Origin of the sequence: Neisseria perflava, assembly GCF_024170405.1 — a bacterium.
GTDB classification, from domain to species: domain Bacteria; phylum Pseudomonadota; class Gammaproteobacteria; order Burkholderiales; family Neisseriaceae; genus Neisseria; species Neisseria perflava_B.
This window is the reverse complement of record NZ_JALJYC010000004.1, coordinates 54217-65660: the sequence shown is the minus strand read 5'-3', so window position 1 is coordinate 65660 and position 11444 is coordinate 54217. Positions and strand designations below refer to the sequence as shown.

The following is an 11444-nucleotide window of genomic DNA, read 5'->3' as shown; positions in this document are numbered from 1 at the left end:
TGGCCTTATTGTAGCCCAATTAGTTTGCGGCTGATATGCCGGATAAGGGATTTATGCAAAATAAAATGGCAATTTATTTCTTATATATGAAATAAATTGCCATTATTTTAAAACTGTTTGGTTTTTTTTAAATATTACACCTCTTTTTTGTTGCGGTAGAGGTAATATTTAGCAGTCAGCGCAGCGGAGTTAATCAGCGCGGGGATGGTCAGTGCCAGCGCGACGGTGGCGAAATTCCAACCGGCATTCAGCATCCAAGCGCCGGCGAAGGCGGAGATAATGGCGCCGATACGGCCGATACCGTGCATCCAGCTGTTGCCGGTGGCGCGGGCGGAGAGCGGGAAGAAGTTGCTCGACAGGGCGTTCATGCCGGTGCCGCCGCCGTTAAAGGCTGCGCCGATGTAGAACGAGGTCAGGCACAGCAGGAAGTATTCCGCGCCCAAATTGCTCATCAGCAGCAAAACGACTGCGCCGCTGAAATAGGAGAGCGACAACACGCGGTGCGGCTCGAAGCGGTCCATAAACCAGCCCAGCAAGACCGAACCCAGCGGGCCGCCCAGTTGGAACATGGCGGAAATAATCGACGCTTGCGCGGCAGTCATGCCGGATTCTTTAATCATGGTCGGCATCCAGCTGCCCAAGAGGTACACCAAGAACAGGTGGCTGAAATACACCACCCACAGCAGAATTGTCCCCTTGCCGTAATAACCGTTGAGAATGGTTTTAATCGGGTTGGTATCGCTTTTGACGGCTACCGGTGTCGGGATGAAGAAGGTGCTTTTATCCGTAGTCGAACCCGGGGCGCACAGTTCGACAACTTTGCGGATGGCGGCGGTGTTTGCACCTTTGTGTACCATAAAGGCCAGCGATTCGGGCAGTTTGAAGAACATAAACACGCTCAACATCAGCGGAACGGCGCCGCCGAATACAAACACGCTTTCCCAGCCCCAATGCGGAATCAGCCAGGCTGCCAAGAAACCGCCGCCCGCTGCGCCGACGGTAAAACCGGCGAATACAATGGTTACCAGCAGGGCGCTGCGGCGTTCGGGCGAATATTCTTTAGCCAGCGTTGCTACCATCGGCATAATGCCGCCCATGGCGAAACCGGCGATAAAGCGAAACACAATCATGTGCCAAATCTGCGTGGCGCAGGCCACCAGTAGGGTAAATAGGCCGAAGATAAATACGCTGACAATTAATACCTTGCGGCGGCCGAAGCGGTCACCGAACGGCCCGGCAGTCAGCGCGCCGATGGTCAGGCCGAACAGGGCGGCACTCAATACCGGCGCCAAATCGCTGTTGCTCAAATTCCACGCTTCTTTCAGGCTGGGGCCGACGAAGCCCATAATCACCACATCGAAGCCGTCCATCACGACAATCAGGAAACAGAGGAAAATCACCAGTTTTTGGTAGGTGCTCACATCGCGGCTGTCGAGCAGCGTGCGGACGTTGATTTCATTCGGGTTTTGCGACATTTTTGTTTCTCCTTTTTTGCAGCGGTTGCTGCCATGCGCTATGCCTCTTGTTGCAGGGAATTTTCAGACGGCCTCATGTATCGAGGCCGTCTGAAGCGGAATCAGAACCTGTATTCATAAGATTAACAGATGGATTTTTGTTGGATATTCATACGAATACAAGGCGGATTTTTGCGCCAATAGTGGACTATTGGCGTAAAAGTCCAACGCAGTAGGCGTGTGATTAGGCAATAAAAAGCCGCTGTCAAGATTGTGAATGCAGGTTCTCAGTATTCGGTGGTGGCCACTTCGCGCAAGTGTTCGGCGGTGGTGGTCGGCAGACCGAAGTATTCCAAGTAGGCGGGAATCTGCTCAAACAGCATATCCGTGCCGACTTGAACTTGGCAGCCTTTGGCTTTGGCAGCGGCTAAAAACGCAGTGGTTTCGCTTTTAAGCACCACTTCGCCGACAAAAGTAGTCGGCGCAATACGTTCGACATCCATCGGCATGGGGTCGCCGTCGTACATGCCCATCGGAGTGGCGTTGACCACCAAATCAAAACCTTGCGGGTCGTTGCCGCCGGTTTCGACAATCAAACCGGTGTAATGCTGTTTCAGACGGCCTGCCAGCGCCTCGGCCGCTGCTGCGTTGACATCAAATAAAGCTAAACGCGCCACGCCCGCCGCTGCCAAGGAAGCGGCAATCGCCGAACCCACGCCGCCGCTGCCGACCACCAGCGCGGATTTGCCTTCCGGCGCAAACCCTTTGCGGCGCACGCCGCGCACGAAACCTTCGCCGTCAAACATATCGCCTTCCAACTTGCCGTCTGCGCCACGGCGCACGGCGTTGCACGAACCGGCAATCTGCGCGGTCGGCGTGAGGCGGTCAACCAGACCGATGGTGGTGACTTTGTGCGGCATGGTAATGAGTGCGCCGATGACGTTGTTGCAGGTAAATACCGAGCGCAAAAATTCAGGATACACCGGCGCTTGCGAGGAAAACGGCACCACCAGCGCATTGATGTTGTCGGCGGCAAAATAGGGGTTGTAAATCATCGGCGATTTGAAAGTTTGGGTCGGATAGCCGATGTGGGCGATGACTTGGGTAAGGCCGTTGATGTTCATAGAAAGTCCTTTGAATATGCGTCTTCAATTCAGACGGTCTCCAGAACGCAACAGGCGGCCGCCGGGGAAAGTTTGCTTGTTAAATTTTGCAGCAAGTTGCTAATTTACATTAAATGGCATTTTCTGCGCAATAACAAATCAAAAAATATCGGAATATTCATAGAAAAACAATTTAGGCCGTCTGAATATGATATTAAATAGAAATATTTTTCAGACGGCCTGAGGCAGGTTTCAGCGTTTGCCGTCCCATACCGCTGCTGGAATCATCACCTCGCCGCGCATGATATTGCGGGCAGTGCGGATTAACGCCGCGCCTGTTACCTTGCCGCTGCCGTCGGTTTCCAATGCCACGCTGAACTCGCCGCTGGGGTGTTCCACCGACATGGCAGACGGATTATCCGCCACGGCCAAACCGTCGGCCACGCTGCCTTCCAAAACGCAGGCGGTAGCTACCGTCACCGCCGCCAACACACCGACGGCGTCGTGGCAGACATGCGGGATAAAGCAGCGGGTATGGATGGCGCCGCCGTCAACCGGTTGGTTGAGCAGACACATTTTGGGGTAGTTTTTAGCGGAAACGTCGCCCAAACCCATTTTCAGCGAAGCGGTCAGACGCAGTTTTTCCAAAATGGCTTTGAGCTCTTCATCAGCGTTTAAATCGGCTACGCTCTCGTAAGCCGTTCGACCGACATCGGCAGCGCGGACAAGCACCATCGGCATGCCGTTGTCGATACAGGTGGCTTCTAGCTTGCCGAAACCGTCAATTTCAAAAGTATCGCGCACATTGCCCGTCGGCAGCAGGCTGCCTGCCACCGAACCTTCGGTATCTAAAAAACGGATGCGGATGGGCGCGGATGTACCGGGAACGCCGTCGATTTTGGCGTCGCCATCATAATTGATGATACCGTCGGGCGTTTGCACGGTAATATCGCTCAACATACCGGTGTTCAAGGTCAAGACGCGCACCGTGGTTTCTCCGCCTTGCGCGGCAATCATGCCTTTTTCCAGCGCAAAGGGGACGACCGCCGCCAGCATATTGCCGCAGTTGGGTTTGGTATCGACGATGTCGTTTTTCGGCTGGAGCTGGGCAAACAGAAATTCCAAGTCCACACCTGCTTGCTTGCTGACCGATACGATACCGACTTTGCTGGTCAAAGGATGGGCGCCGCCCGCGCCGTCAATTTGGCGCGGATCGGGCGAACCCATCGCCGCCAGCAAGACGCGGTCGCGCACCGCTTCATCGGCGAGCAGGTCGTCTTTCGCGAAAAACAAGCCTTTGGAGCTGCCACCACGCATCAGCATGGCGGGAACGGCGGTTTGGGCGGCCATAGGGTGTATCCTTTGCAAAATGATTTTGTAGTAGGGTGTAGTGGATTATTATAGGTAAATTTTTGTTTGGAAAGCTGCTATACTGACTAACAGTTATAACGAAAATAGAGGGGCTGAGGCTGAGCCGTATTCCAGGCCGTCTGAAAACGACGGAGCGCAGCAGTCACGCCTCATCCCCATACCTCGACAGAGAACCGACATGGACTTGAAACAGTTGAAATATTTTCAGGCGGTGGCGCAGCAGGGCAGCTATACCCGCGCCGCCGACAACCTCGGTGTGGCGCAGCCGGTATTGAGCCGCCAAATCCGCCTTTTGGAAACCGAATTGCGGCAAAATCTGCTCATCCGCCATGGGCGCGGCGTATCGCTGACCGAATCCGGGCGTATTCTGCTCGGCCATTGCCGCATGATTTTGCAGCAAATCGAGCTGATGAAAGAAGATTTGAACTTGAGTAGCGGCAAATTAAGCGGGCACATCGTTTTGGGGCTGCCGCCGACGCCCGCCAAATTGCTGTCGCTGCCCTTAATCCGGCGCTTCCGTGCCGAGCTACCCGATGCGCAGTTGCGCATTACCGAAGGTTTGAGCACGCAGCTGCAAGACCGCCTGCTGCAAGGCAAAATCGACATGGCGCTGCTGTACGATCCGCCGTATTCGCCGGATATTGAAAAGCAGTTGGTGTATGAAGAAAAGCTGTATCTGATTGCGCCGAAACACGACGAGCGTTTGGAACATGAAGCCCCGCTGGAAGCGGCGGATTTGGCGGTCTTGCCGCTGATTATGCCGTCTGCGCCGAATACATTCCGCCTGCTGGTGGAGCAGGAAATGGCGCGGCACAATTTTGTGCCCAACATTATTTTGGAAATCGACAGCGTGGAAACCATGCTGCAACTGGTGGCAGAAGGCATGGGCTATACCGTTTTATCCAAATATTCGCTGGATTTGGCGGCCTACCAAGACAAAATCCGCGTAATTCCGATTCATACGCCGGCTTTCGTCAGCCGCCTGTTTTTGGCCACTTCGGGCAAGCGTTCGCTGACGCGCACTCAGAAAGAGGTGGATAAGATGGTGAAGGGTTTGTGCTTGGAAATGCTGGGGGATTGAAAAAGGCCGTCTGAATATTTTTCAGACGGCCTTTTGATTAGGCGCTTACGTTTTATTTCGCAGCGGAAGCGGCAGAAGCAGCCTCGGCTTTTGCACCAGCGGCAGCGCCTTCACCCCATACGGCCGGATATTTGTAACCGGCAAAGCGTTTGTGGGCGTAGGCTTTGAACTCGTCGGAGTTGTAGGCTTCTGTGACGTCTTTCAGCCATTGGCTGTCTTTGTCGGCGGTTTTCACGGCTGCCCAGTTTACATAGGCAAAGCTCGGTTCTTGGAACAGGGCTTCGGTCAGTTTCATGCCGCTGCTCATGGCGTAGTTGCCGTTGACGATGGCGAAATCCACATCGGCGCGGCTGCGCGGCAGTTGCGCGGCTTCCAGCTCGACGATGTTGATGTTTTTCACGTTTTCGGCGATGTCGGCTTTAGAGGCGGTCAGCGGGTTGATGCCGTCTTTCAGTTTTACCCAACCCAATTCGTTCAACATCACCAAGGCGCGGGCGAAGTTGGAAGGATCGTTCGGCGCGGATACGCTGCTGCCGTCTTTGACCTGATCCAGGGCGGTCAGTTTGCCCGGATACAGACCCAGCGGCGCGGTCGGCACTTGGAAGGCTTCGGTAATGTCTAATTTATGCTCTTTTTTGAAATCGTCGAGATAAGGTTTGTGTTGGAAAATATTGATGTCCAACTCGCCTTCGGCCAGCGCCAGATTCGGGCGCACATAGTCGGTAAATTCAACCAATTTGACTTTGTAGCCTTTTTTCTCCAAAGCCGGTTGGATTTGGTCTTTTACCATGTCGCCGAAGTCGCCGACGGTGGTGCCGAAGACGATTTCTTTTTTCGCCGCCGTGGTGTCGGAAGCAGGCGCAGCGGCAGAAGCGGCCGGTGCGGATTCTTTTTGGCCGCCGCAGGCAGCCAGAGCCAAGGCCAAAGCAGCGGCGGAAACGGTTTTAAACAGAGTGGAAGCGTGCATGAAAGACTCCTTTTTTGACACAATATCAATAAAAAACACAGACAGGTTTGAATCAGGCCGTCTGAAAAATACCGCAAAATTTTCAGACGGCATAAAAGATAAGGATTTTAGCGTTTGTCCAATTTACGCGCAATCCAGTTACCGGCGGTCTGCATGACAATCACCAGCAACACCAACACCGCCACGATGAAAATAATCACTTCGGTCTGATAGCGGTAGTAGCCGTAGCGGATGGCCAAGTCGCCGAGGCCGCCGCCGCCGATCATACCTGCTGCCGCGCTGTACGAGAGCAGGCCGATGGCTAAAACGGTAATGCTGGATACCATGCCGGCGCGGGCTTCGTTGAGCAGGACTTTGCGAATCACGGTCAGCGGCGTTGCGCCCATGCTGGCGGCGGCTTCAATCATACCGCGCGGCACTTCGCGTAGGTTTTGCTCCACCAAGCGGGCAAAGTAAAATAGACCGGATACGCTCAACACCAGCGAGGCGGCCACGGGGCCGATGGTGCTGCCGACGATGGCGCGGGTGACCGGAATCAGCGCAATCATCAGAATCACAAACGGAAACGCGCGCATTAAGTTGACCAGATTATCCAAGATAAAGTTCAGCGGCTTGTTGTAATGCAGCTGCGGGTTGGATGTGACAAACAGCAACACGCCCAACAGCGTACCGAACACCACCGCAAACAGCGTGGACAAACCGACCATCAAAAAGGTTTCGCCCAATGCCTGAATAATTTCGCCTTTCATGCTGACAATGGTGGCAACGGCTTGGCTAAAGGTTAAATCGGCCATATCAATCCTCCCGAATCAGTTCGCGCCCGATGTCGGATTGGGCGTGGATTTGGTTGTTGTGCACTTCGACCACTTCCAACACGCGGCCTTTGTCCAAGAGCGCGGCGCGGTCGCACAAGCGGCGGATAACGCTCATCTCGTGGGTCACGATAACGATGGTGACATTGAAGCGTTTGTTGATGTCTTCCAAACATTCCAACACGCTGCGTGTGGTCATCGGGTCGAGCGCGGAAGTCGGCTCGTCGGCCAGAATCACCTGCGGATTGGAAGCCAGCGCACGGGCGATGCCGACGCGCTGTTTTTGGCCGCCGGAAAGTTGGGAAGGGTAATGTCCGGCACGCTCCTGCAAGCCGACGATTTCCAAACACTCGGCCACACGCGCTTTAATTTTTTCAGACGGCCAACCGGCGATTTCCAGCGGGAAGGCCACGTTGTCGGCCACGGTGCGGTTGCTCAACAGGTTGAATTGTTGGAACACCATGCCGATATTCTGCCGCGCCTTGCGCAGCTCGGCGGCATTGAGAGAAGTGAGCTCCTGTCCGCAGACATTGACTGTGCCGTTGTCGGGGCGTTCGAGCAGGTTAATCAGGCGCAGCAGGGTGGATTTGCCCGCGCCGGAATAACCCATCAGGCCGAAAATTTCGCCGTCTTTGATTTCCAAATGGGTCGGCTCGACGGCGGTAAACCAAGATTTGTCGCGGGTTTGATACCGCTTGGAAACATTGTCCAAAATAATCATTGTTTTTCCAAATGCAACAAAATGCTGGATACAACAAAGCCCGATGTCGAAACAGCGGGCTGACAGGTAATCCTTGATAGAGTCAACGCTTTAGCTGTTTTGCCCGCAAGCTGTGTCAAATCGGCATGAAATAAAATAACTTGGACAGAATCGTAAGCGTAATGCGTGATTTTGTCAAGATTGGGCAGCGCGTATCGGAAGGGTAGCCTGGCAGCCCTGCCGAATCAAATCATTGTTCGCCGTTTTGTTTGGCTTCCAATAATTCCCAACGCTCCAATTTTTCCAACAAACTGATTTCGATTGCTTCGGCACGGCTTTGCAGCGCACCGGCTTTTTCGTAATCTTTGAAAATTTCCGGGTCGGAAAGCTGCGCATTGATGTCGTTTTGCTCGGCTTCCAGCGCGGCGATTTCATCGGGCAGGGCGTTCAGTTCGCGCTGCTCGTTAAAGGACAATTTAACCGTGCGGTTGGCCTTGGGTTTGGCTTTTTCTTCGACTGAGGCCGTCTGAATTTTCGGCGCGTTTTGCGCGGCCACGGCTTCTTCGCGGTTTTTCGCGTCGATATAATCATCATAGCCGCCGATGTATTCTTTCAGACGACCGTTGCCTTCAAAGACAATGCTTTGCGTGATGACGTTGTCGAGGAACATACGGTCGTGCGACACCAAAAACACCGTGCCCTGATAATCGCGCAGCAGCTCTTCCAGCAATTCCTGCGTATCAATATCCAAATCGTTGGTCGGCTCGTCGAGCACTAAGATATTGGCCGGTTTAGTAAACAATTTTGCCAGTAGCAGGCGGTTGCGCTCACCGCCCGAAAGTGAGGAAACGGGGCTTTGCGCACGCGCGGGGTGAAACAGGAAATCTTCCAAGTAGCTCATCACATGGCGTTTTTTGCCGCCGATTTCGACAAAATCATTGCCTTGGCCGAGGGTGTAAAACACGGTGTCGTTTTCGTTTAAGGCGCTGCGGAATTGGTCGAAATAGGCCACTTCCTGCTTGCTGCCGATGCGGATATGGCCGTAAGTCGGTTGCAGTTCGCCCAAAATCAGCTTTAAAAAGGTGGTTTTGCCGATACCGTTGGGGCCGATTAAGCCGATTTTATCGCCGCGCTGGATGATGGCGGAGAATTTGTCCATGATGACTTTGTCGCCGTATTGGAAAGAGGCGTGTTCCAATTCGGCGATGATTTTGCCGCTTTTCTCGCCGCTGTCGAGCTTGAAGTTGACCTGACCTTGGATATTGCGGCGTTCGGCGCGTTGGCGGCGCAATTCTTCCAAACGGCGCACGCGACCTTCGTTGCGCGTGCGGCGCGCTTCGATGCCTTTGCGTATCCACGCTTCTTCCTGCGCGTGAAATTTGTCAAACAGGCGGTTGTGTTCGGCCTCTACCGCCAATTCCTGCGCTTTTTTCTCGCTGTATTTGGAGAACGAGCCCGGATAGGAGCGCAAAATGCCGCGATCGAGTTCGACAATGCGCGTGGCAATGTTGTCGAGAAAACGACGGTCGTGGGTAATCACCACCAAGCTGCCGTCAAAGGCTTTGAGCAGGTTTTCCAGCCATACAATCGCGTCGATGTCCAAATGGTTGGTCGGCTCGTCCAGCAGCAAAACATCCGGTTTTTGCACCCAAGCCTGCGCCAGCGCGACGCGCTTTTTCTGCCCGCCGGAAAGATTGGCGATGATTTCCTGCTCCGGCAGGCCGAGTTCGCCTATGGTCTGCTTCACCGCCGCGTCGAGCTTCCAGCCGTCTTGCGCTTCAATTTTTAATTGCAACTCATTGAGTTCTTTCAATAAGGCTTCGCTGCTACCGTTTTCCAGCTCATGGCTGACTTGGTTGTAGCGGCGCAGCAAATCGCGCATTTCGCCCAAACCCTCGGCCACGGTATCAAACACGCTCGCTTGCGCGTCAAAAAACGATTCCTGCGGCACATACACGATTTTCAGGTTGTTTTGCTGGATAATCTGGCCGTCGTCGAGCTTTTGCACGCCGGCGAGGATTTTCAGAAACGATGACTTGCCCGCGCCGTTGCGCCCGATAAGGCCGACTTTTTCGCCGCTGTCGAGTTGGAATGAGGTTTTGTCGAGCAAGGCGACGTGGCCGACGGCGAAGGAGGCGTTTTCAACGGAGAGGATATTCATGGGGCGGTGTCGTGATATAGAAAAGAAAGAGCGTATTTTACCCGATTTCGGGGCTGATTTTAAGGGCAGAGGCCGTCTGAAAATATATTCAGACGGCCTTTGCTGTTCTGCAAAGTATTTTACGGCGTGTCGTCTTGGTAAAACTCAATCGGCAGGCCGTCGGGGTCTTGGCAGAAGAAAAATTCTTTGCCGGTGTACTCGTCAATGCGCACGGGTTCGCAAGGTACACCGCTTTGCAGTAACCGGTTGCGCTTGGTCACAACATCGTCAACGGCAAAAGCCAAATGGCGCAGGCCGCAGGCTTCGGGATAGCTGGGGCGCGGCGGCGGATTGGGAAAAGAAAACAGCTCCAAAACATAATGGCTGCCGATACCCAAATCCAATTTGTAAGAATCACGCTCGGCACGGTAATGCTCGGCCAAAACGGTCAGGCCGAGTATGTGGGTGTAAAAATCTTTGCTGACGGCGTAATCGGCGCAAATCAGGGCGATATGGTGTAGGCGCATGGGCGTATGTAAACGGCTATGGCGTCTGAAAAAACGGTTTCAGACGGCCTTGGGTCAATCGAATAATTTGTCTTGTCCGGTCAGATGGAAGTCGATTTTAGCAATCAGGCGTTCCAAATCATAACCGGCGTTGGCGGCTTTCAAATCCCGCGCCAACTCTTCCAAAGCCAAAGCGTCCAGCCGTTTTTGTTCCAGCAGGCGGGCTTCCTCACTGAAGATTTTGACGTTGTCGGGCAACTCTATTTCGGGATAGTCGCTGCCGGTCGGGTAAAACGCTTCATCATGCATGATGACATCGGCGCCGATGGGGGGGGCATTCTGCCAATCGGCGTCGTTGACGGCCAGCCAGTAATTGCGGTTTTCCAGTAAAACAAACTGTCCGTCCGCGCCGAAAATATGTTTAAACTTTTTCATCGTTTGCGCTAGTGAGCCAGCCTTGGCGGTAAATCAGCGGTTCGTTTTTCGGCTCGCTGCTGCTGTAATAGCGGGCGAATTTCTCGCGGTACGGCAGTCTTTCGCGCGCTTCGGCGAAGGCGCTCATGGTTTTTTCATAGTCGGCAAGGCCGTCTGAAAGCGTTTTGTCATCGGGATAGCGGTTTTCGGCGTAAACAGTGTTTTCCGGCAGACGCGGTTTAATGCGCATTTCGATGTCGGGCGTACCGATACACAGGCCAAACAAAGGGAAGGTATTTCGCGGCAGACCCAGCAATTCGATGATGTAGGGGGCAATCATGCGGATACCGCCGATGTAGCAGGTGCCGTAGCCGAGGCTCTCGGCGGCAACCGTGGCGTTTTGCGCGGCCAAAGAAGCGTCGGTTACAGCGGTAATCAGGCTGTCGGAATGACCGACCGAGGCAAAACTGCCGCCGTAGGCTTGCGAGCACAAATCCGCGCGGTGCAAATCGGCGATGAAAATCAGCAGGGTGGCGCAAGTGCCGACTTGCGGGTTGGCCGGTTGCAAGGCGCTGATTTTGGCGCGCAATTCCGGGTCGGTAATGTTGATGATGGTGTAATGTTGGCCGTTCATCCAAGAGGGCGCTTGGCGGGCGCAGTCGATGATGGTCTGCACATCGCTTTGCGGCATGCTTTCCCCGATTTTGAAATGGCGGAAAGCGCGGTGGTTTTTCATGGTTTCAACAGCATTTTTCATAGCGGTATCCTTTTGAATATTGGTTTCCGATTGTATGCCGAGCTCGGCCTCCCGTCTAGGGCGGGCGGAGAATTTGCGGCAAATCGTTTCATTTGATTCAAAACAGGAATTATGACGCTTTTTATCGGCGCAAAGACTG

General features: G+C 53.9%; 11 protein-coding genes. 1 reads left to right on the top strand and 10 read right to left on the bottom strand.

The genetic code is table 11. The features are described from left to right. Nucleotides 1-134 precede the first annotated feature (134 nt). The 3 genes from J2T37_RS02535 to J2T37_RS02525 form a co-directional block, all read right to left on the bottom strand. Entirely contained in the window at nt 135-1475 is a 1341-nt protein-coding gene (locus tag J2T37_RS02535) for an MFS transporter (RefSeq protein WP_253353627.1), read from the bottom strand. 266 nt (nt 1476-1741) lie between these two features. Continuing rightward, nucleotides 1742-2578, bottom strand: a complete 837-nt coding sequence (locus J2T37_RS02530; protein WP_253353626.1) for a shikimate dehydrogenase family protein — start codon at nt 2576-2578, stop codon at nt 1742-1744. A 231-nt stretch (nt 2579-2809) separates the two neighbouring features. Beyond that, entirely contained in the window at nt 2810-3907 is a 1098-nt protein-coding gene (locus tag J2T37_RS02525; protein ID WP_253353625.1) for a 4-oxalomesaconate tautomerase, read from the bottom strand. A gap of 199 nt (nt 3908-4106) precedes the next feature. On the opposite strand from J2T37_RS02525, the gene J2T37_RS02520 reads away from it, so the two are divergent. Next, nucleotides 4107-5009: a LysR family transcriptional regulator gene (locus tag J2T37_RS02520; RefSeq protein ID WP_253353624.1), complete on the top strand. Its 903-nt coding sequence runs from the start codon at nt 4107-4109 to the stop codon at nt 5007-5009. A 52-nt stretch (nt 5010-5061) separates the two neighbouring features. On the opposite strand, the gene J2T37_RS02515 is transcribed toward J2T37_RS02520, so the two are convergent. The 7 genes from J2T37_RS02515 to J2T37_RS02485 all read right to left on the bottom strand — a co-directional run bounded on the left by J2T37_RS02515 (nt 5062) and on the right by J2T37_RS02485 (nt 11305). Further along, complete coding sequence (locus tag J2T37_RS02515) at nt 5062-5976, bottom strand: MetQ/NlpA family ABC transporter substrate-binding protein (protein WP_253353623.1); 915 nt, start codon at nt 5974-5976, stop codon at nt 5062-5064. 107 nt (nt 5977-6083) lie between these two features. After that, nucleotides 6084-6770 carry a methionine ABC transporter permease gene (locus J2T37_RS02510; protein ID WP_253353622.1) on the bottom strand — a complete coding sequence of 229 codons (687 nt, stop codon included), beginning with the start codon at nt 6768-6770 and terminating at the stop codon, nt 6084-6086. Nucleotide 6771: 1 nt separating this feature from the next. Further along, the gene (locus J2T37_RS02505) at nt 6772-7509 is read right to left on the bottom strand and encodes a methionine ABC transporter ATP-binding protein (protein ID WP_253353621.1); all 738 of its coding nucleotides are present in this window, start codon (nt 7507-7509) and stop codon (nt 6772-6774) included. Nucleotides 7510-7738: 229 nt separating this feature from the next. Continuing rightward, nucleotides 7739-9649 carry an ATP-binding cassette domain-containing protein gene (locus J2T37_RS02500; protein WP_253353620.1) on the bottom strand — a complete coding sequence of 637 codons (1911 nt, stop codon included), beginning with the start codon at nt 9647-9649 and terminating at the stop codon, nt 7739-7741. Nucleotides 9650-9768: 119 nt separating this feature from the next. Then, a complete protein-coding gene (gloA2, locus tag J2T37_RS02495) occupies nt 9769-10155 on the bottom strand; it encodes an SMU1112c/YaeR family gloxylase I-like metalloprotein (protein ID WP_253353619.1) in 387 nt (128 codons plus the stop codon). A gap of 54 nt (nt 10156-10209) precedes the next feature. Continuing rightward, a complete protein-coding gene (locus J2T37_RS02490; RefSeq protein WP_253353618.1) occupies nt 10210-10569 on the bottom strand; it encodes a hypothetical protein in 360 nt (119 codons plus the stop codon). After that, nucleotides 10556-11305, bottom strand: coding sequence for a nitroreductase family protein (locus tag J2T37_RS02485; RefSeq protein WP_253353617.1), 750 nt, complete (start codon nt 11303-11305; stop codon nt 10556-10558). Before J2T37_RS02485 ends, J2T37_RS02490 begins: the two co-directional genes overlap by 14 nt. Between the last annotated feature and the right edge of the window lie 139 nt (nt 11306-11444).

Coding starts and splice junctions, on each gene's coding strand:
- J2T37_RS02535 (WP_253353627.1), bottom strand. CDS start 1,475: ATGTCGCAAAACCCGAATGAAATCAACGTCCGCACGCTGCTCGACAGC.
- J2T37_RS02530 (WP_253353626.1), bottom strand. CDS start 2,578: ATGAACATCAACGGCCTTACCCAAGTCATCGCCCACATCGGCTATCCG.
- J2T37_RS02525 (WP_253353625.1), bottom strand. CDS start 3,907: ATGGCCGCCCAAACCGCCGTTCCCGCCATGCTGATGCGTGGTGGCAGC.
- J2T37_RS02520 (WP_253353624.1), top strand. CDS start 4,107: ATGGACTTGAAACAGTTGAAATATTTTCAGGCGGTGGCGCAGCAGGGC.
- J2T37_RS02515 (WP_253353623.1), bottom strand. CDS start 5,976: ATGCACGCTTCCACTCTGTTTAAAACCGTTTCCGCCGCTGCTTTGGCC.
- J2T37_RS02510 (WP_253353622.1), bottom strand. CDS start 6,770: ATGGCCGATTTAACCTTTAGCCAAGCCGTTGCCACCATTGTCAGCATG.
- J2T37_RS02505 (WP_253353621.1), bottom strand. CDS start 7,509: ATGATTATTTTGGACAATGTTTCCAAGCGGTATCAAACCCGCGACAAA.
- J2T37_RS02500 (WP_253353620.1), bottom strand. CDS start 9,649: ATGAATATCCTCTCCGTTGAAAACGCCTCCTTCGCCGTCGGCCACGTC.
- gloA2 (WP_253353619.1), bottom strand. CDS start 10,155: ATGCGCCTACACCATATCGCCCTGATTTGCGCCGATTACGCCGTCAGC.
- J2T37_RS02490 (WP_253353618.1), bottom strand. CDS start 10,569: ATGAAAAAGTTTAAACATATTTTCGGCGCGGACGGACAGTTTGTTTTA.
- J2T37_RS02485 (WP_253353617.1), bottom strand. CDS start 11,305: ATGAAAAATGCTGTTGAAACCATGAAAAACCACCGCGCTTTCCGCCAT.